23 protein-coding genes are annotated in these 26,376 nt (G+C 72.0%); 14 read left to right on the forward strand and 9 right to left on the reverse strand.

Translation table 11 applies throughout. The features are described 5' to 3' along the window. The first annotated feature begins 126 nt into the window (after positions 1–126). Positions 127–1,899 carry a sigma-70 family RNA polymerase sigma factor gene (locus ACGFML_RS20370; protein ID WP_393545528.1) on the forward strand — a complete coding sequence of 591 codons (1,773 nt, stop codon included), beginning with the start codon at positions 127–129 and terminating at the stop codon, positions 1,897–1,899. A gap of 40 nt (positions 1,900–1,939) precedes the next feature. Here ACGFML_RS20370 and ACGFML_RS20375 read toward each other — a convergent pair whose 3' ends face one another. Beyond that, the gene (locus tag ACGFML_RS20375; protein WP_393545530.1) at positions 1,940–2,773 is read right to left on the reverse strand and encodes a hypothetical protein; all 834 of its coding nucleotides are present in this window, start codon (positions 2,771–2,773) and stop codon (positions 1,940–1,942) included. A 57-nt stretch (positions 2,774–2,830) separates the two neighbouring features. Here ACGFML_RS20375 and ACGFML_RS20380 point away from each other — a divergent pair, with 57 nt between their 5' ends. From ACGFML_RS20380 to ACGFML_RS20400, 5 genes are all read left to right on the forward strand, one after another. Continuing rightward, entirely contained in the window at positions 2,831–3,757 is a 927-nt protein-coding gene (locus tag ACGFML_RS20380; RefSeq protein WP_393545532.1) for a Ppx/GppA family phosphatase, read from the forward strand. Between the two features lie 119 nt (positions 3,758–3,876). Further along, complete coding sequence (locus ACGFML_RS20385; protein WP_393545613.1) at positions 3,877–4,689, forward strand: sugar phosphate isomerase/epimerase family protein; 813 nt, start codon at positions 3,877–3,879, stop codon at positions 4,687–4,689. After that, positions 4,686–5,342 carry a TetR family transcriptional regulator gene (locus tag ACGFML_RS20390; RefSeq protein WP_393545534.1) on the forward strand — a complete coding sequence of 219 codons (657 nt, stop codon included), beginning with the start codon at positions 4,686–4,688 and terminating at the stop codon, positions 5,340–5,342. Before ACGFML_RS20385 ends, ACGFML_RS20390 begins: the two co-directional genes overlap by 4 nt. A gap of 194 nt (positions 5,343–5,536) precedes the next feature. Further along, positions 5,537–7,387, forward strand: a complete 1,851-nt coding sequence (gene ilvD, locus ACGFML_RS20395) for a dihydroxy-acid dehydratase (RefSeq protein WP_393545536.1) — start codon at positions 5,537–5,539, stop codon at positions 7,385–7,387. Positions 7,388–7,574: 187 nt separating this feature from the next. Then, positions 7,575–8,450: a hypothetical protein gene (locus ACGFML_RS20400; protein ID WP_393545538.1), complete on the forward strand. Its 876-nt coding sequence runs from the start codon at positions 7,575–7,577 to the stop codon at positions 8,448–8,450. A gap of 48 nt (positions 8,451–8,498) precedes the next feature. On the opposite strand, the gene ACGFML_RS20405 is transcribed toward ACGFML_RS20400, so the two are convergent. Both ACGFML_RS20405 and ACGFML_RS20410 read right to left on the reverse strand, forming a co-directional pair. Next, the gene (locus ACGFML_RS20405; protein WP_393545540.1) at positions 8,499–8,789 is read right to left on the reverse strand and encodes a DUF397 domain-containing protein; all 291 of its coding nucleotides are present in this window, start codon (positions 8,787–8,789) and stop codon (positions 8,499–8,501) included. Then, positions 8,771–9,613: a helix-turn-helix domain-containing protein gene (locus ACGFML_RS20410; protein ID WP_393545542.1), complete on the reverse strand. Its 843-nt coding sequence runs from the start codon at positions 9,611–9,613 to the stop codon at positions 8,771–8,773. The genes ACGFML_RS20405 and ACGFML_RS20410 overlap by 19 nt, the downstream gene beginning before the upstream one ends. Before the next feature lie 180 nt (positions 9,614–9,793). On the opposite strand from ACGFML_RS20410, the gene ACGFML_RS20415 reads away from it, so the two are divergent. After that, positions 9,794–10,003 (forward strand): hypothetical protein, encoded by a 210-nt coding sequence (locus ACGFML_RS20415; protein WP_393545544.1) that lies wholly within the window; start codon positions 9,794–9,796, stop codon positions 10,001–10,003. Positions 10,004–10,387: 384 nt separating this feature from the next. Here ACGFML_RS20415 and ACGFML_RS20420 read toward each other — a convergent pair whose 3' ends face one another. Continuing rightward, positions 10,388–11,788 (reverse strand): hypothetical protein, encoded by a 1,401-nt coding sequence (locus tag ACGFML_RS20420; protein ID WP_393545545.1) that lies wholly within the window; start codon positions 11,786–11,788, stop codon positions 10,388–10,390. 284 nt (positions 11,789–12,072) lie between these two features. Beyond that, on the reverse strand, positions 12,073–14,457 hold the full coding sequence (locus ACGFML_RS20425; RefSeq protein ID WP_393545547.1) for a serine/threonine-protein kinase: 2,385 nt from the start codon (positions 14,455–14,457) through the stop codon (positions 12,073–12,075). Between the two features lie 174 nt (positions 14,458–14,631). On the opposite strand from ACGFML_RS20425, the gene ACGFML_RS20430 reads away from it, so the two are divergent. From ACGFML_RS20430 to ACGFML_RS20445, 4 genes are all read left to right on the forward strand, one after another. Next, positions 14,632–15,081: an SH3 domain-containing protein gene (locus tag ACGFML_RS20430; protein WP_393545549.1), complete on the forward strand. Its 450-nt coding sequence runs from the start codon at positions 14,632–14,634 to the stop codon at positions 15,079–15,081. Positions 15,082–15,119: 38 nt separating this feature from the next. Further along, positions 15,120–15,740 (forward strand): hypothetical protein, encoded by a 621-nt coding sequence (locus ACGFML_RS20435; protein WP_393545550.1) that lies wholly within the window; start codon positions 15,120–15,122, stop codon positions 15,738–15,740. A 124-nt stretch (positions 15,741–15,864) separates the two neighbouring features. Continuing rightward, positions 15,865–16,689, forward strand: coding sequence for a class I SAM-dependent methyltransferase (locus ACGFML_RS20440; RefSeq protein WP_393545552.1), 825 nt, complete (start codon positions 15,865–15,867; stop codon positions 16,687–16,689). 100 nt (positions 16,690–16,789) lie between these two features. Continuing rightward, positions 16,790–17,935, forward strand: coding sequence for an NAD(P)/FAD-dependent oxidoreductase (locus ACGFML_RS20445; RefSeq protein WP_393545553.1), 1,146 nt, complete (start codon positions 16,790–16,792; stop codon positions 17,933–17,935). 35 nt (positions 17,936–17,970) lie between these two features. Here the strand turns inward: ACGFML_RS20445 and ACGFML_RS20450 are convergent, their stop codons facing one another. From ACGFML_RS20450 to ACGFML_RS20460, 3 genes are all read right to left on the reverse strand, one after another. Beyond that, complete coding sequence (locus tag ACGFML_RS20450) at positions 17,971–19,383, reverse strand: M1 family metallopeptidase (protein WP_393545555.1); 1,413 nt, start codon at positions 19,381–19,383, stop codon at positions 17,971–17,973. A gap of 182 nt (positions 19,384–19,565) precedes the next feature. Continuing rightward, a complete protein-coding gene (locus ACGFML_RS20455; RefSeq protein ID WP_393545557.1) occupies positions 19,566–21,152 on the reverse strand; it encodes a SulP family inorganic anion transporter in 1,587 nt (528 codons plus the stop codon). Between the two features lie 157 nt (positions 21,153–21,309). Continuing rightward, a complete protein-coding gene (locus ACGFML_RS20460) occupies positions 21,310–21,720 on the reverse strand; it encodes a hypothetical protein (protein WP_393545558.1) in 411 nt (136 codons plus the stop codon). Between the two features lie 261 nt (positions 21,721–21,981). On the opposite strand from ACGFML_RS20460, the gene ACGFML_RS20465 reads away from it, so the two are divergent. The 3 genes from ACGFML_RS20465 (at position 21,982) to proC (ending at position 24,519) form a co-directional block, all read left to right on the forward strand. Beyond that, positions 21,982–22,881 (forward strand): ABC transporter ATP-binding protein, encoded by a 900-nt coding sequence (locus ACGFML_RS20465; protein WP_393545560.1) that lies wholly within the window; start codon positions 21,982–21,984, stop codon positions 22,879–22,881. Further along, the gene (locus tag ACGFML_RS20470) at positions 22,878–23,636 is read left to right on the forward strand and encodes an ABC transporter permease (RefSeq protein ID WP_393545562.1); all 759 of its coding nucleotides are present in this window, start codon (positions 22,878–22,880) and stop codon (positions 23,634–23,636) included. The genes ACGFML_RS20465 and ACGFML_RS20470 overlap by 4 nt, the downstream gene beginning before the upstream one ends. 73 nt (positions 23,637–23,709) lie before the next feature. Beyond that, positions 23,710–24,519 (forward strand): pyrroline-5-carboxylate reductase, encoded by an 810-nt coding sequence (gene proC, locus ACGFML_RS20475; protein WP_393545564.1) that lies wholly within the window; start codon positions 23,710–23,712, stop codon positions 24,517–24,519. Between the two features lie 67 nt (positions 24,520–24,586). On the opposite strand, the gene trpS is transcribed toward proC, so the two are convergent. Further along, a complete protein-coding gene (trpS, locus tag ACGFML_RS20480; protein ID WP_393545566.1) occupies positions 24,587–25,612 on the reverse strand; it encodes a tryptophan--tRNA ligase in 1,026 nt (341 codons plus the stop codon). Positions 25,613–26,376: the final 764 nt, after the last annotated feature.

A 26,376-nucleotide genomic window follows, 5' to 3' on the forward strand; every position in this document is an offset into this window, starting at 1 on the left:
GGGTGGTGCGTACGGGGCGGGACGGTGTGCTGGTGTCCTCTTTTGAGGGAGATGGTCACCCGTAAGGGTTAAAACTGTCCAAGGTGAGCGAGTGCGGCTGCATCATCCGCCTACCGTCGCCGGGTGATGAGCAGCAGGCCCGAGCACCCCACACACACCACCGGCGCACACCGGTCGCGCAGCGCGCAGCCCCAGGACCGTTCGGCTCGACGGGACGGCTACGACGCCTATCTGGACGGGCTGTTCACCTACTGCCTGTCCGTCCTGTGTGACCACGACGCGGCCACCGTGGTGCTCGGCGAGACGCTCGCGCTCGCCGAGCGGCACCGCGGCCGCCGTCCGCCCGACCCGGACCTCCACCGCCCCTGGCTCTACGCCCTCGTCCGCTGGGCCTGCCTGCGCCGACTCGCCGAGCTTCCCCAGGCCCCCTCGACGATCCCCCGGTCTCCGCTGCGTACGGCCGGAGGGAGCACGGCGAGGGCGGGGAGCGCCCGCAGGGGACCGGACGGGCCGGACGCCGGGGCCCCCGCCGACGCCCACGCCGAGGCCCGGCAGCGCGAACTCGCCGTGCTGGCCTGGCCGGAGGCCGCCGGGACGACCCCGGAGCAGCGCGAGGCACTGGAGCTGTCGGTGCGCCACCGCCTGCCGGCCGACGAGGTCGCCGCGGTGCTCGGTGCCGAGGCGGCCGCCACCCGCGTGCTGCTGGCCGCCGCCTCCTGCGAGGTCGAGCGGACCCGGGCCGCGCTGGCCGTCGTCGAACGCGGCCGCTGCCGGGAGGTGGCCCAGCTGGCGACCGACACCCGGATGCTGCTGGGGGCGGCGCTCCGCCGGGAGCTGGTGCGCCATGTGGACGACTGCGCCGAGTGCCGGCGGACGGCGGAGCGGGCCACCGCCGTGGGTCCGTGGCCGGGCACCGAGCCCGCGACCCCCGGCTCGCTGCCGCTGGTCGCCGCGCCGCGGGAGGCGGTGTCGGCCGCCATGGCGGCGGCCGGGCGGTCGCGGTCGGGGCGCGCGGAGGGGATGGCCGGTGCGGGCGGCGGGTCGGCGGCCGGCCGCTCGGGCCGCGGCACGGGAGCAAACGGTTCTCCTCGCTACGACCGCAGCGGATTCCCGGTGGGCCCCACGGACCCGGTCGCCCGCCGCCGGCGGCGGCGCAACCGCGCGCTGACCACCACCGTCGTCGCCACCGTGCTCGCGGCGCCGGTGCTGGCCGTCTGGGCCGCCTACCGCCAGGCCCCCGCGACCGGTGAGGTGGACGGCACCCCCGCGGTGACGGCCAACGAGCACGACACCAACGACGGGCGGCTCAACGGCCGCCGCTACGAGAACGCGGGCAACGCCCGGACGACTCCGGGCCCGGGCTTCTCGCCCCGGGGTGGCGACTCCGACGTGTCGGCCCAGGTGATCGGCGCGGACGGCATGCCGCTGCGGCCCACGGCGCCGGGCCGGGGGCGGACCGGGCCGGGCCGGCTGACCGTCGCGGCGCAGCCGAGCGGCGGGACGACGGTCATCACGCTCAGCGCGTCCGGCGGAGCCCCGGTGCGCTGGACGGCGTCGGCCGGTGCGCCCTGGCTCCAGATGAGCCACACGGCCGGGGTGCTGCAGCCGGGGGAGTCCACGACGATCACGGTCTATGTCGACCACGACCGGGAGCCCGAGGGCCACTGGCGCACCCGGATCGCGATCCAGCCGGGCGGCACCGCCGTCACGATGGAGGGCCACGGCGTGACCGACCCGGACCCCGGGCCGTCCGACCCCTCGCCGTCCGACCCGTCGCCGTCGCCGACCCCCGGCACACCGACCCCGACGGAGCCGACGCCGACGCCCAGCCCGACGGCCCCGACGACCACGCCGAGCCCCACCCCGACCCCGTCGAACACCATGAACCCCGCCCGCTGAGCCGGATCGGGCCGGGGTCGGGCCGCGCCGGGCCGGGGGGTTACTTCTTCGGGTCGGCCGGCTTCGGGTCCGCCGGGTGCGGGGCCATCGGCAGCATCGCGGCCAGCCGCTCCTCGCACAGCTCGGCGAGCTTGGCGTAGCCCTTCTTGCCCATCAGCTCGGTCAGCTCCGGCTTGTAGCTGACGTAGACCGGGTCGCCGGCGCCGTGCGCCGACGTCGCCGACGTGCACCACCAGTGCAGGTCATGGCCGCCCGGACCCCAGCCGCGCCGGTCGTACTCGCCGATCGTCACCTGGAGGATCTGGGTGTCGTCGGGCCGGTCGATCCAGTCGTAGGTGCGCCGGACTGGCAGCTGCCAGCAGACGTCCGGCTTCGTCTCCAGGGGCTCGCGGCCCTCGCGCAGCGCGAGGATGTGCAGCGAACAGCCCGCGCCGGCCGGGAATCCCGGGCGGTTCTGGAAGATGCACGAGCCGTCCCAGCGGCGGGTCTGCCGTTCGCCGTCCTCGTCCTCCTCGGTCCAGCCGGTCTCGGTGCCGACGTCGTGGAACTGCCACAGCTCGGGCGTGAGACGCGCCACGTTCCGCGCCACCCGCTCCTCGTCCTCCTCGTCCGAGAAGTGCGCGCCGAGCGTGCAGCAGCCGTCGTCCGCGCGGCCCGCCTGGATGCCCTGGCAGCCGCTGCCGAAGATGCAGGTCCACCGTGAGGTCAGCCATGTCAGGTCGCAGCGGAAGAGCTGCTCGTCGTCGCCCGGGTCGGGGAAGGTGACCCAGGCGCGGGCGAAGTCGAGGCCGACCTCGTCGGGAGACGCTCCCGCCGCCAGGGGTTTATCCTGCTTCGCCTTTTTTGCCTGCTTCGCCTTTTTCGTCTTTGCCACGACTCCAGCCTAAGGCGGCCGACAAGTGATACCTGCCGCGGCAGTAGGTTTCCCCGTATGAGACTCGGTGTCCTCGATGTGGGTTCGAATACGGTCCATCTCCTGGTGGTGGACGCACACCCCGGCGCACGACCGCTGCCCGCCTACTCGCACAAGGCTGAGCTGCGCCTCGCCGAACTCCTCGACGCCGGCGGCGCCATAAGCGACGACGGGGTGGAACGGCTGGTGTCCACTGTCCGTGAGGCGATGGAGGTCGCCGAGGACAAGGGCGTCGAGGACGTGCTGCCGTTCGCCACCTCCGCGGTACGGGAGGCCACCAACGGCGAGGACGTGCTGGCCCGGCTCGCCGCGGAGACCGGCGTGGACCTGCGGGTTCTCTCCGGCCAGGACGAGGCGCGGCTCACCTTCCTCGCCGCCCGCCGGTGGCTGGGCTGGTCCGCCGGACGGCTGCTCGTCCTGGACATCGGCGGCGGCTCGCTGGAGATCGCCTACGGCCTCGACGAGGAGCCGGACGCGGCGGCCTCCCTGCCGCTGGGCGCCGGCCGGCTGACCGCCGGCGACCTGCCCGGCGACCCGCCGCAGCCGGTCGACGTCCGGGCGCTGCGCCGGCGGGTACGGGCCGAGATCGCCCGGGTGGTGAGCGATTTCACCCGCTACGGAACGCCCGACCGTGTCGTCGGCACCTCCAAGACCTTCAAGCAGCTGGCCCGGATCGCGGGTGCGGCACGCTCCGCCGAGGGCCTCTACGTCCAGCGGGACCTGACCCGCAAGAAGCTGGAGGAGTGGGTGCCGCGGCTGGCCGGGATGACGGCGGCGGAGCGGGCGGAGCTGCCCGGGGTGTCCGAGGGGCGTTCGGGCCAGCTGCTCGCCGGGGCGCTGGTCGCGGAGGCGGCGATGGACCTGTTCGGGGTCGAGACACTGGACATCTGCCCGTGGGCGCTGCGCGAGGGCGTCATCCTGCGGCGGCTGGATCATCTGCCGTAGCCGTAGCCGTAGCCGTAGCCGTAGCCGTAGCCGTAGCCGCAGCGCGCCGGACGCGGCCGTTCGGACCTCCTGCCCGGCGCACAGCCACGGCCCGTACCCTGTCCTTCGTGACAGAGCCAGTGGTGCGCATCCCGGATGCGAAGGTCGCCCTGTCCACGGCCTCGGTGTATCCCGAGTCGACGGCGACGGCCTTCGAGATCGCCGCGCGCCTGGGGTACGACGGCGTCGAGGTCATGGTGTGGACCGACCCGGTCAGCCAGGACGTCGACGCGCTGCGCCGGCTGTCGGACTACCACGGGGTGCCGGTGTTGGCCGTGCACGCGCCGTGTCTGCTGATCACCCAACGGGTGTGGTCCACCGACCCCTGGGTCAAGCTCCAGCGGGCGCGGTCCGCCGCGGAGAAGCTGGGCGCCTCGACGGTCGTGGTGCACCCGCCGTTCCGGTGGCAGCGCAACTACGCGCGGGAGTTCGTGCGCGGGGTGTGGCGGATGGAACACGAGACGGACGTGAAGTTCGCCGTGGAGAACATGTACCCGTGGCGCTACCGCGACCGCGAGATGCTGGCGTACGCCCCGGACTGGGACCCCACCAACGACGACTACCGGCACTTCACGGTCGACCTCTCGCACACCGCCACCTCGCGCAGTGCCGCGCTGGAGATGGTGGAGCGGATGGGCGACCGGCTGGCGCACGTCCATCTGGCCGACGGCAACGGCTCCGCCAAGGACGAGCACCTGGTGCCCGGCCGGGGCAGCCAGCCCTGCGGCGAGCTGCTGGAACGGCTGGCCGCCACCGGCTTCGAGGGCCATGTGGTCGTCGAGGTCAACACCCGCCGGGCGATGTCCGCCGCAGAGCGCGAGGCCGACCTCGCCGAGGCGCTGGCCTTCACCCGGCTGCACCTGGCTTCGCCGACCTGGGTGCCGGGGTCGTGAGCGACGGGGAGCCGGCGGGCGCGGAGCCCGCCGACGAGGAGCCCGCCCGCCCCGCCCGCCGCCGTGGCCGACCGGCCCGCGCCGAGTCCGGCGAGGGGCCCGGCGCCCGCGAGCGGATCCTGGCCGCGGCGCGCGCGGAGTTCGCCGAGCGCGGCTACGACAAGACCTCGGTACGTGGCATCGCCAAGGCGGCCGGTGTGGACGCCGCGCTGGTGCACCACTACTTCGGCACCAAGGAGCAGGTCTTCGCGGCCGCCATCGAGCTGTCCTTCGCGCCCGCGCTGACCATGCCGGACGCCCTCGCGGGCGGCGGTGGGGCCGGGGCGGGCGAGCGGATGGCCCGCTTCATGTTCGGGATCTGGGAGAACCCGGTCAGCCGGCCGCCGCTGTTGGCGATCATGCGCTCGGCGCTGACCAACGACACCGCGGCGGCGGTGCTGCGCGGGCTGGTCGAGCGCCGGCTGGTTCAGCGGGTGGCCGGTGAACTGGACGTCCCCGACCCGGAGTTCCGGGTGCAGCTGGCGGCGAGCCATCTGATCGGGATCGCCATGCTGCGCTACGTCGTCAAGATGGAGCCGATGGCCTCCGCGGACCTGGAGGAGATCGTCGCCATGGTGGCGCCGACGCTCCAGCGGTATCTGACCCGGCCGTGAGCGGGCCGCGGGCCGCGGCCCGCTGGTGAGCTGTCCGGAGTCCGGGCAGCTGTCTCACATTCCGGAGAGACTGTCCGGATCTTGGATCAAGAGCGTAATCTCGGAGGCAGCTGATATATGGCGCCACCGGTACGTGGCAAGGTCATGTGCCGCCGTAGGCGGTCGTACGTTCGAATCCCGAGGGAGTGACCATCGTGCCTGATCTGAGGTCCCGCACCGTTACCCATGGCCGCAACATGGCCGGCGCCCGAGCCCTTATGCAGGCCTCCGGCGTAGCGCGCGAGGACTTCGGCAAGCCGATCATCGCGGTGGCCAACAGCTTCACCGAGTTCGTGCCCGGCCACACCCACCTCCAGCCGGTCGGCCGGATCGTCTCCGAGGCGATCCACGCCGCGGGCGGGATCCCGCGCGAGTTCAACACCATCGCGGTCGACGACGGCATCGCCATGGGCCACGGCGGCATGCTCTACAGCCTGCCGTCCCGCGACCTGATCGCCGACTCCGTCGAGTACATGGTCGAGGCGCACTGCGCGGACGCGCTGATCTGCATCTCCAACTGCGACAAGATCACGCCGGGCATGCTGATGGCGGCGATGCGGCTCAACATCCCGACCGTCTTCGTCTCCGGCGGTCCGATGGAGTCCGGCAAGGCCACCCTGGTCGACGGCACCGTCCGCACGCTGGACCTGGTCGACGCCATCTCGGACGCCGTCAACGACAAGATCTCGGACGAGGACATCCTCCGCATCGAGGAGAATGCCTGCCCGACCTGCGGATCCTGTTCCGGCATGTTCACCGCCAACTCGATGAACTGCCTCGCCGAGGCCATCGGCCTCGCCCTCCCCGGCAACGGCTCCGTGCTGGCCACCCACACCGCCCGCAAGGCGCTCTACGAGAACGCCGGCCGTACGGTCGTCGAGATCACCAAGCGGCACTACGACGAGGACGACCACACCGTCCTGCCGCGCAACATCGGCTCCCGCGCCGCCTTCGAGAACGCCATGGCCCTGGACATCGCCATGGGCGGCTCGACGAACACGATCCTGCACCTGCTCGCCGCGGCGCAGGAAGCCGGCCTGAGCTTCGACCTGGACGACATCAACGCCGTCTCCCGCCGGGTGCCCTGCCTGGCGAAGGTCGCACCGAACGTCGCCCCCGGCGGCACGTACTACATGGAGGACGTGCACCGGGCCGGCGGCATTCCCGCCATCCTCGGTGAGCTCTACCGCGGCGGCCTGCTCCACGAGGACGTGCACACCGTGCACAGCGCCTCCATCGAGGAGTGGCTCAAGACCTGGGACGTGCGCGGCGGCTCCCCGTCCGACGAGGCCGTCGAACTGTGGCACGCGGCCCCCGGCTGCAAGCGCTCCGCGACCGCGTTCTCCCAGTCCGAGCGCTGGGACAGCCTCGATGTGGACGCCGAGGGCGGCTGCATCCGCGACATGGCGAACGCCTACTCCGTCGACGGCGGCCTGGCGGTCCTCAAGGGCAACATCGCCGAGGACGGCTGCGTCGTGAAGACCGCCGGCGTCGACGAGTCCATCTGGACCTTCGAGGGCCCGGCCGTGGTCTGCGAGTCGCAGGAAGAGGCCGTCGACAAGATCCTCAAGAAGCAGGTGAAGGAGGGCGACGTCGTCGTCATCCGCTACGAGGGCCCCAAGGGCGGCCCCGGTATGCAGGAGATGCTCTACCCGACGTCCTTCCTCAAGGGCCGCGGTCTGGGCAAGGCATGCGCCCTGGTGACCGACGGCCGCTTCTCCGGCGGCACGTCCGGCCTGTCCATCGGCCACGCCTCGCCCGAGGCGGCGGCCGGCGGCACCATCGCCCTCGTCGAGGACGGCGACCGCATCCGCATCGACATCCCGAACCGCGGTATCGAACTCCTCGTCAGCGACGAGGAGTTGGCGGCCCGCCGCGAGGCCCTGGGCGGCGTCTACGCCCCCAGGAACCGCGAGCGCAAGGTCTCGCAGGCGCTGCGCGCGTACGCGGCCATGGCCACCAGCGCCGACAAGGGCGCGGTGCGGGACGTGAGCAAGCTCGGCTGAGCCGGGCGAAGAGACGCGAGGGAGCCCCATAAAGGCTTCCATGGGCCCTTCATGAATGAGCCCGATGAAACCCCGGTGAAACCCCGATAGAACCTCGATGAAAGCCCCCGCGCGAGCGGGGGCTTTCTGTTCTACTAAGACCTTCTGCCCGCTTGAAGCCGGCCATCCCGAAAGAAAGGCATAACGCGTGACCAGTAAATTCAGAAAATTACCGGGCCTCACCCTGGCCCTGGTGCTCACGGGCTCCGTAGGCGCAGCCACCGCACAGGCCGACACCCGCTCCGGCCAGGCCGAGCAGAGCAAGCGCGTCTACAACGGCATGCAGATCGCGTTCCCCCCGAACTCCCCTGATCTCTTCTGCACCATCGGAGCCGTGGGCACCGACGACCACCAGCGCAAAATAGCCATTTCGGCCGGCCACTGCATCACCGACAAAGCCGGGAAGTACGCGGACCGCGAGATCCCGGAGAACGCCGTCCCCGTCTCCGACCGGAACGACATGAAGTCCGGCCCGATCGGCTATGTGCGGTACTTCAAGGACCCCGAGGGTTCGCAGACGGGCCATGCCACCAAGGACTACATGGTCATCGAGCTGCTTCCGAACGTGACGCTTTCCGCGCAGGGGCCGTATCTGAAGCAGACCGGTGTGTTGACGTACCCGAAGGGCCCGGTCAGCCCGAATGCCCAGCAACCCGCGCTCGACAATGAGCGGCTGCTGACGACCGGCGACAACGAGATCATCACCTCAGGGCAGACGGGCGTGTGGTACGGCACCGTCCTCAGCAACGACAAAGGCATCTATCGGGCCCCGGCCCCGAACAAGGCGGGGGATTCTGGCGGCCCGGTGATCCGGCACGTTCCCGGCACCGACCTGCCGTCCCAGTCCAACAACTTCCAGGCCGCCGGCCCTTGGGCCGGAATCACCAAAGCCATCTCGCTCCAGTGGCCGCCGTACAACTACACCAGCTCGGCGAACATCCTGGCCGATCTGCGTGCCCGCGACGCCGCCGACCCCCAGCACAACGTCTATGGGGCGGGCTTCGAGGTGACCGGCAACCCCTGACGCGCCTGGAGCCCCCACGAGACCGGACGGGGGTGGGGGCTCCTACCTTCAGGCGTAGTGGAGTTGGCCGCCTTTGACGGCAGCGACGAAGGACGTCCAGGCGGCGGCCTCGAAGACGAGCGCGGGGCCGTGGGGGGCCTTGCTGTCGCGGACGGGGACGAGGGCGGGGAGGTCGTCGGAGACCTCGATGCACGCGCCGCCGTCGGGGTTGCTGTAGCTGGACTTGCGCCACGTGGCGGAGGCCAGGAGGCCGTCGGAGACCTCGATGCAGGCGCCGCCGTCCTGGTTGCTGTAGGTGCTCTTGCGCCAGTTGACGGTACTCAGGTCGATGGATCGCACGGCACTTCCTCCAACATCCGCATGACGAACTTCCGCGATTCGGCCGGGCTCAACGCCAGGTCACGAACCGAATCGTACGCGCGTTGCAAACGCTCAACCGGGGCCGTTTCTTCGATGAGTTCGCCTCGGTGGGCGTTTTCGGTATACGCCACGGTGCAGCCATCGGGTAGCCGCAGGAAGATCACATCGGTACTTACGAGGCCGTGGGGACCAGAGCCATGTGGGAGGACATGGAGTGTGAGGTTCGGCTGCTCAGCCGCCTCGGCCAAGTTCTCCAGCTGCTTTCGCCACTGTCCGGCGTCCGTCAGCGACGTACGCAACACTGCCTCGGACAGGATGGTGCGGAACGGCGGTGCGTCATCACCCGTCAACAAGTCGCGACGACCTATGCGCGCTTCGACCTGCCGCGTCAGGTCTTCACCCTTGGTGCCGCCCACCGCGAGCACGGCACGTGCGTACTCCTCTGTTTGCAGGAGCCCATGGACGGTACTGACTCCGAAATGCCACAGGCTCACTGCCTCGGCCTCCAAAGTCATGTACCGCCGATACCGCTCCTTGAACTGCGTAGGATCCCCCGCCGCCAACTCCCACAACGTCAGCAGCAGCCCCGGCGTCCCGTAGTACTGATCCAGCGCCTGCACCACCTCCGGGCTGCCCAGCGTCTGGCCCTTCTCCATCTTTCCGAAGAGCGACCAGTCCCACCCCATCGCCTCACCGAGCTGCCGCAGGCTGACCCCCTTCTGTGCGCGCAGTAATCGCAGCTCCTCCACGAACCGTTGCCGTGGCTCCTGACTGCGGCCCGTGACCGCTCGCCTCGCTGGCATCGCGCTGCCCTCCGTGGAAGGTGTGGAACTAACGGTGCGGGACGGCGAAGTACGGCCCGCAACCGCCTTTCGCGTCCGAATCCGGGTGCATTCTCGTAATGCCCGGAACACGCACGGTAGCCGAGCTCCGGTGCCTCGGACAGGGAAAGCGGACAGGGAATAGCGGACAGGAGCGGCACCATGACGGCAGAGAAGTTGGCAGCGGCCGAGGAGGCGCGCGAGGAGCTGGCGGCCGAGCTGGAGCGGGCGGGGATCGTGCTGCCGTCGCTGGGCGTGGACCCGGTGTCGTACACCTACGAACACCCGCGACCGCTCATCGAGTTGGGGCGCTGCAATCTGGAGACGACGCGCCGCCTCATCGCCGTCCTCAAGAGGGCGGCGGACGGGTGACCCGGCGTCTGGCGCGGCGCCTCCTCGCGCGGCTCGTCCCCGCATGCGGCAGGCATCGCGCGGCCGCCGCGGCGCGTACGTCCCCCGCCCCCGCTCCGCGGCAGCACCGCCGGACGCTGCCACGTCACAAGAGCCCGTACGCCCGCGACGCGGCCCATGGGGGGCCGTTCATGGACACCCCGAGGCTCGTACCGCCCTACGTGCCCACGCCGTACATCTCACCGGCGTGCCACATCGGGACGCACGCGACGTGCGACAAGGGCGTACCCGGGCAAGGGGGCGCGCCGGTCCCCGGTGTCCGGTGGGAGGTCTGCGCCTGTCCCTGTCACGAGGGGGGTGCCGACGCCGCTGCCGACGCCGGCACCCGGTGGGGCGAACTGCCGCTTACAACACGGTGTTGAAGGGCTCCTCCAGCTGCCCGCCGAGCACGTAGGCGGTCTGGGAGAGGAGACCCGCGCTGGGGGGCGGCGCGTTGAAGGTGATGCTGTAGCCCTGGCCGCTCTCGTTCTGCTCGATCTTCGTGGACTTGTAGTGCTGTTCGCTGGAGGCGATGGGGATGCCGAGGAACGACACGTCGACGGAGGAGTGCGTTTCGAGCGTCCGGGCCTGTGCGCTCGCCTCCCCGGCACTGAAGGTGACCTTGATCGTGGGCGGCTGGCTGATCGCCAGGAAGGCGAACCGGGCGAAGCCGGTGTCCTCCGGGAACGGGGTGAGGGCCCATCCGCTGAAGTCGTCCTTCTCCCTGTTGGCGAAGGCTTCCCGGAGCGGTTGCGGGTACCACCAGCCCGACAGGGAGTCCTCCTGGTAGTCGGTGGGCCGGAAGGAGACCCCGGTGACGCCCTTGAAGGTCATCTCCAGCTCGAACGCGCTCCGTTCGGTGTTGAGCTGGTCGAGGCTGTAGTGGATGCTGCCGCCGCCTCCGATGCCGAAGAGGTCGACGATGGGGATGTAGACCATGGCCCGACCGTCGATGGTCAGCTCCACCTTGTCCTCGTTGTAGGACTTGGCCGACGCCTTGAGAACGAAGCCGTTGTCGGAGTTGAGCGCGTTGTTGATGTCGCCCTGGGACGGGCTGACGGTGTACCCGGGGTGGACCTTGCCGTCGGTGGTCGGCAGGCCGCCGTTGTTCGCCGTCGCGGACTCGGTGTTCTGCTGGAGGTTGCTCAGCAGGAAGCTGGCGTTGCCCACGTCGTTCTGCAGGCCCAGCACCGACACCATCTTGTCCAGATAGGCGGTGATGACGGGGACGAGGGTCTGGGCGGACGGGGGGAGATTGGGCAGTTGGCGGGTGAGGTTGCGGATGTTCTGCTGCGTGAGGCTGAGCTTGTTGGGGCTCGCCCACTGGGCCAGCATGTAGGACGTGATGTAGTCGATCTTCGTGCGGGCCTTGGCGCCGGCGAGGTCCGCGGGAGCGATGGCGCCGTACAGCTCCTCGTAGAGGGCGACGACCTGCTGGGCCACTACCAGGGCGTCGTTGCCCGCCTTGATCTTCTTGGCGGTGTCGTCCTTGGAGAGCTGGTAGCTCAGCTTGCCGAGGAGGATGTCGTAGCGCGTCGTCAGCGGCTCCCCGATGCCCACCACCTCGGATGACGTCGGCACGGCCAGCCTGTTGATCCATGTCCATGTCGTCGCGGAGAAGATGTTGTTGACGTCTTTGTAGTTGTACGGGAAGTGTCCGACGCCGCCGACGTCCACCGGGACGAGGTTGTGCGTGCCGCCCAGTGCCTGATTGGCCTTGCCGGTGATGTGCTGCCTGATCTGGTCCTGGGGGGTGGGCTCTGCCACGAGGGTTCTCCTTGTTCGCTCTCGCCATCACGCGATGGCCGCGCACTGGCTACCCTGCGTGTTCCTCGACATGCTTATGGTTACTCAACGTGACCCCAAAGGGTGGCGGAGGTGACCGAAGTGGACGCCGAAAACCCCTTGTGATCAGCGGAAACGTTCCTTCCGAGTGTCTGCCTGGGGTGGGCCGGGCTTCGGTGCCCGGCGGGTCGCGGTGGAGTGGAAGTCGAGGCGGAGAGTCCGGCTCAGTCATTCGCGAGTGGAAATATCAGTCGGTGGGCCGACCGTCACCAGCGCGCAGGATCCTTCGTCCCCACGGCGAAGGCCGTGCCGTCGGGGGCCGCCGCGTAGATCCGGCCGGAGCGGGCGTCCACCACCGGTGCCGGCAGGGCCTCCAGGAAGCCGTTGTGCCGGTCGGCCGCCAGCCGCGGCGGGGTCTGGCCGAGCAGTGTGCCGGACCGGGTGTCGACGGCCAGCAGCCGTCCGTCCGCCGCGGTGAAGTACAGCCGGTCGCCGCTCACCACGGGCGCCGACCCCTGGCTGACCGAGGTCTGCAGGTCCCACTTCCGCTCGCCCAGGGCCTGCAACGAGCCGCCTTCGGCGAGGACGTACACCGTCTCGCCGCGCACCACGGCCGCCACGTTGCCGTCGAGCGGCGCGTCCAGCGGGATGCGCCGGGTGCGTTCGGTGCGCGGGTCGTAGCGGACGACGGCGGTGGTGGTGAAGGGGTGGGCGGGGTCGGCGGCGGTGAGGTAGAGCGCGCCGGAGGAGCCGGGGCCGGCCAGGGTGAGCGAGCCGGTCAGCCGCCGCGACCAGCGCACCGCGCCGTCCCGCGGATCGAACGCGGTGACCGCGGTGTCGGCACCGCCGACGGCGCCGACGGCGTAGGCGGTACGGGCGTCGCCGAAGGGGCGGAGCGTCGCCGCCGTGCTCCCGGGGAAGCGGTGGCGCCAACGCCGCCGGTGGGTGGCGCTGTCGAGGGCGGTGACCGTGCCGTCCCCGCCGACGAGCAGGACACGGTCGCCGAGGACGGTCGCCCCGCCCTCGTAGGCGGACAGGTCCTGGCTCCAGCGCACGGAGCCCTTCCCCTTCACCGACGGGTCGAGGGCCTCCAGCCGCCGGTTGTCGGGTGTCTGGACGTAGAGCAGCCCGCCGGACAGCACCGGCGCCATCGACGGCGAATCGGTGCGGGTGTTGTCCTTTGCGGTGCGGCGCCAGGCCAGTCGGCCGGTGTCCGCGTCGAGCCGGGTGGCCAGGACGCCGGACTGGACGCAGAAGACGGCGCCGGGGTCGGAGCCGGCGCCGGGGTCGGAGCCGGCGCCGGAAGCGGAGCCGGCGCCGGAGCCGGCCGTGCAGAAGGGCATTTCGGAGCGGTGGCCGTCCGGGCGGTCGAGGAGCGTGGCGTGCCAGGGCCGGGCGTCGGCGCGGCTGTGCGGCGGACGGGTCTCCAGCGCGCTGTCGTCGCCCGCCGGTCCGGACGCCAGTGTCCGTACACCCGCGAACACCCCGGCCGCGGCGACGAGTAGCGCCACCGCCGCCCAGAGGGGCCGGCGCCGCGCCTTCGGGGCCGCGGCGGAGTCGGCGGCATCGGCGGGGTCGGCCGTCTCGGACAGCTCGGCCGGATCCGGGCGGGAGCCGGTGGCGGCGGCGTTCGGCGGGCCGGCCGTACGGGCGCGGACATGGGTGGCCTCGGCGCGCGACGGAGCGGAAGCGGCGCCCGCGGCCTGCCGCTGGGCCGGCACCCGGGCGGCCACCGGGAGTCCCGCCACCTGCCGCCTGAGGTCCGCCCCGGCTGCGGGCAGTTCGAAGTTGCCCTCGAGGTCCACCGCGAAGCCGACCTCGGTGTCCAGCTCGGTGTGCAGCAGGGCCATCAGCTCGCCCGGCGTCGGACGGTCCGCCGGATCCTTCGCCAGACAGCTCTCGATCAGCGGCACCAGCTCCTGCGGCACCCCGGCCAGATCCGCCGCGTCGTGCACCACCTGATACGCGACCAGATACGGGCTCTCCGAGTCGAACGGACCGCTCCCGGTCGCCGCGTGCACCAGCACCGACCCGAGCGCGAACACGTCCGCCGCCGGTCCCACCTCGCGCGGCCGCTGGAACTGCTCGGGCGCCATGAACGGCGGCGTGCCGATCAACTTGCCGGTCTCGGTGCGCATTTCACTGTCCGAGGGCCGCGAGATGCCGAAGTCGATCACCTTCGGCCCGTCGGCGGCCAGCAGCACGTTCCCCGGCTTCAGGTCGCGGTGCACGACCCCGGCACGGTGGATGTCGCGCAGCGCCTCGGCGAGGCCGGAGGCCAGCCGGCGCACTTCGGAGGGCGACAGCGGGCCGTTCCGCTTCACGTGGTCGGAGAGCGTCGGTCCGGGGATGTGCAAGGTCGCCATCCAGGGCCGGTCGGCGTCCGGATCGGCGTCCACCACGGGCGCGGTGAAAGCCCCACTGACCCGTCGCGCGGCCGCCACCTCCTGCCGGAACCGCCCCCGGAACTCCGGGTCCTGGGCGAATTCCGCGTGAATGACCTTGACCGCGAGCAGCAGTCCGGACGACGAGCGCGCCACATGCACCACGCCCATTCCGCCCGATCCCAGCCGCGCCTCCAGGCGATATTGCCCGGCGTATTCCGGACGCTCCGCTTCCGGGTCGGCCCCGGAATCACGCAGCGGCGGCATGGCTCCACCCCCGTGTCTGCCCTGTGCAATTCGGTCGCAGGTGCGACGCGCGGAGCCTAGTCGATGACCCGTGCGAGACGAATGAGGCTTGCTAGCGTGCGAGTTGCCCGTCCGAAAACGGCCCTCGCCATGGGCACCCGGGCAACGCGTCATTCACCAACGGGGGAAAACGAAATGAGCACACAGGATCATCAGGACTACCTGGATCTGGACGCGATCGTCGGCAGCCTCGACGACAGCGCGGACGGCAGCGCGGACGGCAGCGCGGGCGCCGGCACGAAGGGCGGCACGAAGGACGGCGCGGGCTTCGGCCCGGACGCGGGCCCGGACGTCGACGGCGAGGGCGGCGCGCCCGCCGTCCTGGCGGCCACCCGCCGTTCCTTCCGACTCGCGCCCGGCTACAAGGTCAAGGTCCGCCGCGGCCCCAGCACCACGGCAGCGGTCGTGCGGCAGCTGGCGGACGGCGCCTGGATCGAGATCCGCTGCCAGCGGCGCGGCCAGCGGGTGAGCGGCCCGTACGGCACCACGGACATCTGGGACAACATCGCACCGGGCCAGTACGTCTCCGACGCCTATGTCCGGACGGGCAGTAGCGGGCCGGTCGCACCGCGCTGCACCAGCTGAGACGCCCGGCCGCCGGGCCGCCGGGGATAATCGAGGCCATGAGCGATGAGCGGACGATGCCCGGTGGCCCGGAGCGCGGGGATCCGGACCGCGGGGACCCGGAGCGCGGAGATCCGGGGCGCGGGGACTCAGGTCCCGGCGGCCCGGAGCCGGAGGGGATCCGGTTCTTCGGCACCACCTGGGTCCAGCACGACGGCGGCTACGCACTGCGCCGGGCCGGCGTCGCGGTGGGTTCGCTCGCGCTCGCCGCGGCCGGCGCGCTCGTCCTGCGCCTCGCCTTCCAGGGCATGGAGTCCGGCGACGTCGGCCCCTTCGTCAGCGTCCTCGTCGTCGCCGGCTTCGCCGTCTGCAGCGCCCTCGCCTTCCGCCGCACCTGGGAGGGGTTCGCCGCCCGCCCCGATCCGTCCTCCGCGAACGCCACCGACAGGTCCGGGCAGGGCCTGCTGCTCATCGGCTTCATCGGCTCGCTGCTGGCCTACTTCTGCCGCAGCCTCGTCGAGGCCCCCGGCGAGAAGCTGCGCCGCACCGAGTACGAAGCGGCCCGCGCGCGCCACGCACGGCGCCGCGAGACCCGCACCGGCAACCCGGCCGCGAAGAAGAACTCCGGCCCGAAGAAGAACTCCGGCCCGCAGAGCCCGAAGAGCAAGAAGCGCCGCTGAGGGCTGTCCGCCGGCCGAGCGCGTGGCCGCGTACCCCGCCTGCCGCCCCCCGCCGACCGGTGGGCGAGGCAAGGGCCCGCCAATGTCCGGGCGCCGCTGCCGCGACGCGGGCAGGATGGACCGTATGCCCCAACTCCCCCCGCAGCAACGACAGCAACGACAGCAACAACAACCCCTGCCGCCCACCCGTGCCGCCCGCGCCCGCTCCTTCGACTCGGTGGCCGCCCAGTACGCGGCATCCCGTCCCGGCTATCCCCCGGGGCTGTTCACCGCGATCGAGGAGCTGGCCGGACGCCCCCTCGAAGGGGCCCGGGTGCTGGACGTCGGCGCCGGCACCGGCATCGCCACCGCGCTGATCGCCGCGCGCGGTGCCCGGGTCACCGCCGTCGAACCGGGCGCGGGGATGGCCGCCCAACTGCGCGCGGACCTCCCCGACATCCCGCTCGTCCGGGCCGACGGGGACGCCCTGCCCTTCGCCGACACCGCGGCCTTCGACGTCGTCTGCTACGCCCAGGCGTGGCACTGGACCGATCCGGCCCGCTCGGTTCCCGAGGCGATGCGGGTGCTGCGGCCCGGCGGCGCCCTCGCCCTGTGGTGGAACATCCCCCGCCGGGAGAGCGGCTGGGCCGCCGACCAGGACACCCGGCTCGCCCGCCGACTGCCCGGCTACGACCGCCACCGGGTGACGGACGACCCCGACACCCTGTTCCGCCGGCACGGCCTGCGGCCCGCGTTCCGGGCGGTGGACTGGACCCGCCCGGTGCCCGTCGACACCCACCTCGCGATGCTCGGCAGCCACTCGCAGCTCGCGGCCGCCGATCCGGCCACCGCCGCCGCCGTCCTGGCCGACGAACGCACCGCCCTCCTGGACGTCTTCCCGGACGGCGTCGTCCAGGAGGAGTACGGGGTCGACCTCACCGTCACCCGCCGCCCCGCCGGACCGTCCTGAGGCCCGCCCACGGGGGCGATGTCACACCGCGCCCACCCCGCCTCGTCCCTCTTGGAGCGCCGCCCGCCCGGGCGCGGCGCACCGGACCCAGGAGGACAGCATGAGGATCGCCCCCAACCGGCGGCTGCGGCAGCGGGTCGTCGTCCTCGGCGGCGGCTACGCGGGCATGATGGCCGCGCTCCGGCTCGCCCCGTACGCGCAGGTCACCCTCGTCGACCCCAGCGACCGCTTCTGTGAACGCGTGCGGATCCACGAACTGGCCGCAGGCCGCCCTGATGTGACCCGCCCCCGCGCCCGGATGCTGCGCGGCACGGGCGTGACGCACCTCCCCGCCCGTGCCACCGCCCTCGACCCCGCCGCCCGCGCCGTCCACACCGCCACCGGCCGCACGCTCGTGTACGACCGCCTCGTCTACGCCCTCGGCAGCCACACCGACCGGCGCGGCACCGGGCCCGGCGAGACCTCCGGTGGCCTTGAGGCGGGCGGGAGGGTCTTCACCGCCGAGAACGCGGCCGCCCTCCACGAGCGGTTGCTGGCCGGGCCGGGCGCGCTGACGGTGGTCGGCGGCGGCCTGACCGGCATCGAGATGGCCGCCGAGGTCGCCGAGTCCCACCCCGGGTGGGAGGTCCGGCTGCTGACCGACGGCGAGGTCGGGGCCGGTCTCTCCGGCCGCGGGCGGGCCCACGTCCGGACCGTCCTGGACCGCATGGGGGTGCGCGTCGAGGAGGGTCGCCGGGTCGCCGGCGCGGACTCCGTCGACGCCGACGCGGTGGTGTGGACGACCGCGATGGCCGCCGCCGGTGGGCTCGCCCGGGACGCGGGCCTGGCCACCGACCCGGCCACCGGCCGCATCCTGGTGGACGCCGCGCTGCGCTCGGTCAGCCACCCCGACATCTACGCTGCGGGCGACGCGGCCGCGGCCCACGCCCCCCGCGCGGGCGCCCTGCGGATGGCCTGCGCCACCGCCCTGCCCACCGGCGCGCATGCCGCCGCCGCGATCGCCGCCGAGGCGCGGGGCGCGGCACCGGGCCCGCTGACGTTCTCGTTCATGGTGCAGTGCGTGAGCCTGGGGCGGCACGACGGTCTCATCCAGTCCGTGCGGGCGGACGACAGTCCGCGCGAGCGGGTGCTGACGGGTCGTCCCGCGGCCCGCGTCAAGGAAGGCGTCGTCCGCTCGGCCGTCGGCCTCCTGCGGCCGGCGGTCCGCCGGCCCGGAGCGCTCCGGCTGGTCCCCGGGATCGGCTAGGTGCCGCCGGGGCGGGCGCCCCTGCCGAGGGCGCGTCAGAACGTCTGGTTCGGCTTGCCCTTGCCGTACAGCCAGCTGTCGAAGAGGGGGGTGAGGTCCTTGTCCGTGCGCTGTTGGCAGAAGGCGATGAAGTCGGCCGAATCGGCGTTGCCGTAGCGGTGCTCGGCGGGCCAGTCCTTGAGGATCGCGAAGAAGACCTTGTCGCCGACGGCGTTGCGCAGCTGCTGGAGCACCATGGCGCCGCGGTAGTAGACCGCGTCTCCGGTGACGTTCTTGGCCTTGCCGGGACGGCCCGGCGGAAAGGCCCACAGTTTGTCCTTCGGGCCCTTCTCGTAGAGCTCGTCGAACTGCTGCTGGGGCGTCGGGCCGCCCTCGCGCTCGTTCCACAGCCATTCGGTGTACGTGGCGAAGCCCTCGTTGAGCCAGGTGTCCTGCCAGGTCTTCGGCGTGACCGAATCGCCGTACCACTGGTGGGACATCTCGTGCACCACCGTCACGGTGTCCGGCGCTCCCGCGTAGACCGGCTTGGTCTGGCTCTCCAGGGCCAGCCAGTCGATCCGCGGCGGCGTGTCGTCGACGATCGCGCCCGCGGAGCGGAAGGGGTAGGGGCCGAACAGCCCCTGCTCCCACTTGATGATCTCCGGCAGCCGGCCCAGCGCCGCCCTGCTGCGCGCCGCCTCCTCGGGGTCCACCGCCTCGTACAGCGGCAGTCCGTCGGGCGTGCGGTCCTCGGTGAAGCGGAACTTCCCGATGGTGGCGGTCGCCAGATAGCTGGCCATCGGCTGACCGTTGTGCCAGATGTACGTCGTGCGGCCCCGGGCGGTCTTCCTCGACCGCAGCTCGCCGTTGGCCACGGCCGTGTACTGCCGGGGCACGGTGATGGTGAAGTCGTAGGTGGCCTTGTCGCTGGGGTGGTTGTTGACCGGGAACCATGTCATGGCCCCCTCCGGCTCCCCGGAGACGAACGCGCCGTCGGGGGTCTTGACCCAGCCCTCCGTCGAGTCGTCCGGATCCGTGAACTCCTGCGGGGTGCCGCCGTAGGTGACGGTGGTGCGGAACGTCGTGCCCTTCCGGATGCCGGCGGCGGGCGTGACCGTCAGCTTGTGTCCCTTGCGGGAGAAGTGGGCGTCCTCGTCGCCGACCCGCACGCCGGACACCTTCAGCCCTTGGAGGTCGAGTCGGAACGACCGCAGATCCTTCGTGGCCTCGGCGGTGATCCGGGCCTTCGCGGCCAGCCGCCGCCGCTTCACGTCGTAGTCGAGATCGAGGCCGTAGTGGGTGACCTGATAGCCGCCGTTGCCGAGCGCCGGGAAGAGGGGATCCCCCACTGTGCCGGAGCCCGGCGTCCCCTTGACCGCTGTCGTCCCGCCCGTACAGGACGACAGCAGCAGGGCGACGGAGAGTGCGGCGGTCGCACCGCAGTGGCGCAGGGGCCGACGGGTTGTCACAGCACTCCCGGGGTCGGTGGTCGGAGGTGATCAGGCCCGGCGATCGGACGCGGTCGGGCCGGTGATCGGACGCGATCAGGGCCGGTGATCAACAGCCCTCCGACCCTACGGGCATTTCCCCCGGAACATCGATTCCTTTCGGATACCGGTCGGATGCCGGGCATTACGGAACGAGGGGTTCCTCATACGCGGGTGCTGCCCGGGGGCCGCCCGCCGCTCGCGCTCACCGCCCCCGCCGGACGCCGCTGCTCGGCCCAGCTGGTGAGCGCGGCGGCACAGGCGTGGTCGAGATGGCGCAGCCCGCTCAGATCCAGCTCGATCTCGCGGTCCCGGGGCAGCGCCTCCAGCTGGTCCAGCAGCTTCGGCAGCCGCAGGAAGGTGGCGTGGCCCACGGCCCGCACCCGAATCGGCCGACCGGACGGTGACCTCTCCCCGGTCGCATCCGCCCCCACGATCTCCAGGTGCACATGCGAGGTCTCCCACGCCGACTTGGCCACCGCCATCAACAGCCCCAGCAGTACCCCTTCGAACATGTTCGTCGCCACGATCGCCACCGCCGTCGCGGCCAGCACCACGGCCTCGCCCCGGTGGTCGCGCCACAGGGGACGCAGCTCGCGCAGCGGGATCAACTTCCAGCCCGCATGCACCAGTACGCCCGCCAGCGCCGCGATCGGCACCACTCCCAACGCCGCCGGGAACGCCGCCGCGAACAGCAGCAGCCACCCGCCGTGCAGCACCCGCGAGGCCCTGGTCCGCGCGCCCGCCCGCACGTTGGCGGCGCTGCGGACGATCACCGCGGTCATCGGCAGCGCCCCGAGCAGCCCGCAGACCGTGTTCCCGGCGCCCTGCGCCATCAGCTCCTTGTCGTAGTCGGTGCGCGGGCCGTCGTGCAGCCGGTCCACCGCGGCCGCGCTGAACAGCGACTCCGCCGACGCGATCAGCGTGAACGCGAGCACCGTGCCCAGGGCTCCGACGAGCGCCCCGGCCTCCGCCAGCCGGGCGAAGTCCGCGCCGCCCGGCGGCTGTACGGCCTCCAGCAGCCCCTGCACCTCCACCCGGGCGACCGGCAGATCCAGGACGAGCACGGCCACGGTCGCCAGCACCACCGCCACCAGCGGGGCGGGCAGCACCTCCGCCGCCCGCCGCCAGCGCGGCCACAGCAGCAGCACGAGGATCGTCCCCGCGCCGACCGCCAGCGCGGCCAGGGCGGCGGGTGACCCGGCGGTCTCGGCCGCGAGGTTCGGCAGCCCGCCCAGATTGGCCGGCCCGTTGCCCGGAGCCTTGGCATCCACCAGCGTGTACACCTGGCCGGCGATCAGCACCAGCCCGATCCCCGCCAGCATGCCCTGCACCACGGCTACGGAGATGGCCCGGAACCACCGCCCGAGCCGCAGCACCCCCATGGTCAGCTGCAGCACGCCGGCCGCCAGCACCAGCGCCCCCAATGCACCGAGCCCGTACTCCTGCACGGCCTCGTAGACCAGCACGGTCAGCCCGGCGGCCGGGCCGCTGACCTGGAGACTGCTGCCGGGCAGCAGGCCGGTGAGCAGCCCCCCGACGATCCCGGTGACGAGCCCCAGCTCGGCCGGTACCCCGGAGGCGACGGCCACCCCGACGCACAGTGGGACGGCGACGAGAAAGACGACGAGGGACGCGGTGACATCGGCGCGCAGGGTGCGCAGCTGTGGCGCGGACCCGTGCTGCCGGTGTGCGGAACCATTCTGCCGGCGTGCGGATATCTGCGGGAAAAGCTGCCGGAATTTCTGCATGAGGGAGCCTCCAGCGTGCGGAGATGCGGAGCGCACGACGCGGCGGCGCATGCGGAGGAGCCCGCGGATGCGGCTGCGCGCGACGTGGCGCAAGGAAGGTGACGGCTGGATCCGTCGGATGCGCGGGCCGGGGAAGCCCTGGGGAGGCGCTCAGCTCTCAGCAGCGGAAGACGAGATGCCGGACCGGCAGCTCGCCGGATCTCGACAGGGGCACGGTCTGCCGGCCGGTCGACGGGCCGGAGCCGGGCGTCCCGGCGGCGTCCCGTACGGGGCAGGCGGGCGACGGGGGAGTGGACGCCGGCGCCGGTGCGGACACCGCGGTCGCCGGCCGCCCGCCGCGCCGCGGTCGGCCGCGGTGGGTCGCGGTCTCCGGATCGTCGTCTGCCTCCAGGGGCGGCGTGGCGGCGGCCGGAGCCCCGGCCCCGGGGCCGGTCGCGGCCCGTGCCGCCCCCGCGCTCCCGCCGGAGGTCTCGCCGTACGCGGCGCCCGCGACGGCCGGTATCAGGAGGAGGACGGCCACGACGACCCACAGGAAGCGGCCGAGGCGGTGCGTCCGGCTGCTGGCCATCCTCGCCCCTTCCGGTTCCGGCGGCTTCCGGCGCGTTTCGGTGTGACTGGACAGTGCTCTCCATTGTGTCCAAGAGCGCACGCTCTGTCGCAACTTGGAATGTAACCGCCGTGTAAACCCGGAACTGTCGAATAGGAATGATCAATTCCGATCGCCCCGGCGCCCGCCTGGAGCGCATCTCGCACCTCGACGCGCCCCACGGTCCCGGTCGACGGCTCGCCACTCTTGACGCCCCTTCCGTCCGGGCGCAGTATTCATCGCATGATGAATTATGCTCGGGACCCCGACGACCCGACCAGCCCCGACGACCCCTCCCGCCACGTCGACCCCTCCCGCCACGTCGACCCCTCCCGCCACGTCGGCCCCGCCGTCCACGCCCGCGCCCTCACCGTCGTTCGCGGCGGCCGCGCCGTTCTCGACAACCTGGCCTTCGACGTCCCCCGAGGCCGGATCACCGGCCTCCTCGGCCCCTCCGGCTGCGGCAAATCCACCCTGATGCGAGCCGTCGTCGGCACCCAGGCCAACGTCACCGGCACCCTCGACGTCCTCGGCCGTCCCGCCGGCCACCCCCGCCTGCGCCCCCGCATCGGCTACGTCACCCAGCACCCGGCCGTCTACGACGACCTCACCGTCCGCCAGAACCTCGACCACTTCGCCGCCGTCCTGCACCCCGGCCGCGCCGCCCGCACCGAACGCCGCGCGAGCGTCACCCGCACCCTCCAGGACGTCGACCTCACCGGCCACGCGGACGCCCTGGCCGGCAACCTCTCCGGCGGCCAGCGCAGCCGGGTCTCCCTCGCCGTCGCCCTCCTCGGCACCCCGGAACTCCTCGTCCTCGACGAGCCCACCGTCGGCCTCGACCCCGTCCTGCGACGCGATCTGTGGACGCTCTTCCACACCCTCGCCACCGACCGCAACGCCACGCTGCTGGTCTCCTCCCACGTCATGGACGAGGCCGAGCGCTGCCACCGCCTCCTGCTGATGCGCGACGGCCGCCTCCTCGCCGACGACACCCCCGACGCCCTCCGCGACCGCACCGGCACGCCCACCGTCGAGGCCGCCTTCCTCCACCTCGTCGACCGCGCCCGGACCCCGGACCGGACCCCGGACCGGACCCCCGCCACCCAGACCCCCGCACCCGCCGAGGACGCCACCCCATGACCCCCGCCCCCCGTCCCCTCTCGCCCGCCCGGACCCTCGCCACCGCCGCCCGGGTCCTGCGCCAACTGCGCCACGACCCCCGCACCCTCGCGCTGCTGCTCGTCGTCCCCTGCGCGCTGCTCGCCCTGCTCCGCTACGTCTTCGACGCCCACCCCGCCACGTTCCACACCATCGGCGCCTCCCTCCTCGGCATCTTCCCGATGATCACGATGTTCCTGGTGACCTCCATCGCCACCCTGCGCGAACGCACCTCGGGCACCCTGGAACGCCTGCTCGCCATGCCGCTCGGCAAGGCCGACCTGATCGGCGGCTACGCCCTCGCCTTCGGCCTGCTCGCGATCGTCCAGTCCGCCCTCGCCACCGCCCTCGCCGTCCGGCTCCTCGACCTCGACGTCACCGGCTCCCCCTGGCTGCTCCTCCTGGTGGCCGTCGTGGACGCCCTCCTGGGCACCGCCCTGGGCCTCTTCGTCTCGGCCTTCGCCGCCTCCGAATTCCAGGCCGTCCAGTTCATGCCCGCCGTCCTGATGCCCCAGCTCCTGCTCTGCGGCCTCTTCACCCCGCGCGACACCATGCAACCGGTCCTCGAAAGGCTCTCCGACGTCCTCCCGATGTCCTACGCCGTGGACGGCATGAACGAAGTCCTCCGGCACCCCGACGTCACCGACGCCTTCGTGGGCGACCTCACCGTCGTCGCGGCCTTCGCCCTCCTGGTCCTCGCCCTGGGAGCGGCCACCCTGCGCCGGCGCACAGCCTGACCACCACCCGCGCCCGGCACGGTGCGAGGATGACGGGACACGGCTCAGCGCAGCGGAAAGGCGAACCCGCACCATGTCCCAGAAGGTCGCAGTCCTCGGCACCGGAAAGATCGGCGAAGCCCTCCTCAGCGGAATGATCCGCGGCGGCTGGGCCCCCTCCGACCTCCTGGTGACCGCCCGCCGCCAGGAACGCGCCAAGGCGCTCCACGACCGCTACGGCGTCGAGGCCGTCAGCAACGCCGAGGCCGCCGAGGCCGCCGACACCCTGATCCTCACCGTCAAGCCCCAGGACATGGGCACCCTGCTGACCGAGCTGGCCCCGCACGTCCCCACGGACCGCCTGGTCATCAGCGGCGCCGCCGGCATCCCCACCGCGTACTTCGAGGAACGCCTGACCGCCGGCACCCCGGTCGTACGGGTCATGACGAACACCCCGGCCCTCGTCGACGAGGCCATGTCCGTCATCTCCGCCGGCACCCACGCCACCGCCGGCCACCTCACCCTCGCCGAGGAGATCTTCTCCACCGTCGGCAAGACCCTCCGCGTCCCCGAGAGCCAGCAGGACGCCGCCACCGCCCTCTCCGGCTCCGGCCCGGCCTACTTCTACTTCCTCGTCGAGGCGATGACCGACGCCGGCATCCTCCTCGGCCTGCCCCGCGACAAGGCCCACGACCTGATCGTCCAGGCAGCCATCGGTGCCGCCGTCATGCTCCGCGACAGCGGCGAGCACCCCGTCACCCTCCGCGAGAACGTCACCTCGCCGGCCGGCACCACCATCAACGCCATCCGCGAGCTGGAGAACCACGGCGTCCGCGCCGCCATGATCTCGGCCCTCGAAGCCGCCCGGGACCGCAGCCGCGAACTGGCCTCCGGCAACGGCTGACTCCACGGGCGGGGCGCCCTTCACCAGCGCCCCGCCCGCCGACCCGACCTGATCCGAACGACAGACCCTAGGCCAGCAACCCCACGGCCCGGTACGCCGCGTCCACCCGCGGCCGCGCCATCGACCGCGCCCGCTCCGCCCCGTCCCGCAGCACGCCATCCACGTACCCGGTGTCCGCGGCCAGCGCCGCATGCCGTTCCCGCACCGGCCGCAGCACCTCCACCACCGCCTCCGCCGTGTCCTCCTTCAAGGCCCCGTACGAGCCGTACGACCCGGCGAGCCCCTCCGGATCCCCGCCCGTACAGGCCGCCAGCACGGACAGCAGATTCGCCACCCCCGGCCGCTCCGCCGGCTCGTACGCCACCGCACTCCCACCGTCGGTCACGGCCCGCAGCACCTTCTTGCGCACCACGTCCGGCTCGTCCAGCAGATAGACGATCCCCGCCGCCCTGGTCTGCTCCGACTTCCCCATCTTCGAAGTCGGGTCCTGCAGATCCATCACCCGCGCCGCCACCCCGGGAAGCGTGGCCTTGGGCACCACGAACGTAGGCCCGTACCGCTGGTTGAACCGCACCGCCAGATCCCGCGCCAGCTCCACGTGCTGCGCCTGGTCCGCCCCGACCGGCACCTCCTGCGTCCCGTACGCCAGGATGTCCGCCGCCATCAGCGCCGGATACGTCAGCAGCGACAGCCGCACACTCCCACCCCGGGCGGTCACCCGCGCAGCCTTCTCCCTGTACTGGATCATCCGCCGCATCTCGCCGTCCGTGGCCGTGCACTCCATCAGGTACGACAGCCGCGCATGCTCGTCCACATGGCTCTGCACGAACACCGTGCACCGCTGCGGATCCAGCCCCACCGCCAGCATCAGCGTCGCCGCCTGCCGGCTCAGCCGCCGCACCCGCGCCGGATCGTGCTCCACGGTCAGCGCATGCAGATCCACCACACAGAACACCGCATCGCCCCGGTGCTGATCCACCTCGGCCCACCGCCGCATGGCCCCCAGGTAGTTCCCCAACGTCAGATGCCCCGTCGGCTGCACTCCACTGAAGACCCGGGGCCCGGCAGCACCCATCGCCCGCGTACTCACCATTCGTCACTCCTCCGTCGCCGCTTCGCCGATACGCCACGGAACCGCCGTCCTCACCGGCCGGCTACGAGAGGGAGATACGCGAACGGCCGCCGAAGCGGCGGCCGTGGTCATGCATGCGCAGGTGGTCGGCCGCCGTCAGGCGGGCCACCACAGCTCTACGAGCGCATGCGCAGTCATGCGGTCAAAGTACCCCTCAGGCCCCCGACCCGGCACGCGTTTGGAGCACCCCGACCCCTCGTGTAGTGTTCTCCGAGTTGCCACGGAGCCGACAGGCCCCGGACAACCATCCCGCCGCTTCGCGGCACACCACTACTGCACGGCTCCTCAACGGGAACGATTTCGGTATGCCGAAATTCGGACCGGGACTCGATTATGGGTCACCGAGGAATTCCGCTAAAGTAGTGACCCCGACAGGGAATCGGAAACGAATTCGATCCGACAACGGAAACGAAATCGGATCTGATACAGTCGGAAAGGCCGGAAAGCGAAAGCCGGAAGGTCGACCCCGCTCCAACGGGGGCCGGAGACGGAAACGGATCTGGTAAGGTTGGAAACGCGAAGAAGCCGAAAGGCGGAAACGCACCGGCGAAAATCGGGCCCGCAAGGATCTGATAGAGTCGGAAACGCAAGACCGAAGGGAAGCGCCCGGAGAGCCTGGTGAAACAGGCACAAAGGAAGCGTCCGTTCCTTGAGAACTCAACAGCGTGCCAAAAGTCAACGCCAGATATGTTGATACCCCGTCTCCTTCATGGAGATGAGGTTCC

Source organism: Streptomyces sp. NPDC048650 (assembly GCF_043199095.1).
GTDB lineage: Bacteria > Actinomycetota > Actinomycetes > Streptomycetales > Streptomycetaceae > Streptomyces.

Coding starts and splice junctions, on each gene's coding strand:
- ACGFML_RS20445 (WP_393545553.1), top strand. CDS start 16,790: ATGAGGATCGCCCCCAACCGGCGGCTGCGGCAGCGGGTCGTCGTCCTC.
- ACGFML_RS20380 (WP_393545532.1), top strand. CDS start 2,831: ATGAGACTCGGTGTCCTCGATGTGGGTTCGAATACGGTCCATCTCCTG.
- ACGFML_RS20460 (WP_393545558.1), bottom strand. CDS start 21,720: ATGGCCAGCAGCCGGACGCACCGCCTCGGCCGCTTCCTGTGGGTCGTC.
- ACGFML_RS20465 (WP_393545560.1), top strand. CDS start 21,982: ATGATGAATTATGCTCGGGACCCCGACGACCCGACCAGCCCCGACGAC.
- ACGFML_RS20370 (WP_393545528.1), top strand. CDS start 127: ATGAGCAGCAGGCCCGAGCACCCCACACACACCACCGGCGCACACCGG.
- ACGFML_RS20455 (WP_393545557.1), bottom strand. CDS start 21,152: ATGCAGAAATTCCGGCAGCTTTTCCCGCAGATATCCGCACGCCGGCAG.
- ACGFML_RS20415 (WP_393545544.1), top strand. CDS start 9,794: ATGACGGCAGAGAAGTTGGCAGCGGCCGAGGAGGCGCGCGAGGAGCTG.
- ACGFML_RS20410 (WP_393545542.1), bottom strand. CDS start 9,613: ATGCCAGCGAGGCGAGCGGTCACGGGCCGCAGTCAGGAGCCACGGCAA.
- ACGFML_RS20440 (WP_393545552.1), top strand. CDS start 15,865: ATGCCCCAACTCCCCCCGCAGCAACGACAGCAACGACAGCAACAACAA.
- proC (WP_393545564.1), top strand. CDS start 23,710: ATGTCCCAGAAGGTCGCAGTCCTCGGCACCGGAAAGATCGGCGAAGCC.
- ACGFML_RS20430 (WP_393545549.1), top strand. CDS start 14,632: ATGAGCACACAGGATCATCAGGACTACCTGGATCTGGACGCGATCGTC.
- trpS (WP_393545566.1), bottom strand. CDS start 25,612: ATGGTGAGTACGCGGGCGATGGGTGCTGCCGGGCCCCGGGTCTTCAGT.
- ACGFML_RS20470 (WP_393545562.1), top strand. CDS start 22,878: ATGACCCCCGCCCCCCGTCCCCTCTCGCCCGCCCGGACCCTCGCCACC.
- ACGFML_RS20435 (WP_393545550.1), top strand. CDS start 15,120: ATGAGCGATGAGCGGACGATGCCCGGTGGCCCGGAGCGCGGGGATCCG.
- ACGFML_RS20425 (WP_393545547.1), bottom strand. CDS start 14,457: ATGCCGCCGCTGCGTGATTCCGGGGCCGACCCGGAAGCGGAGCGTCCG.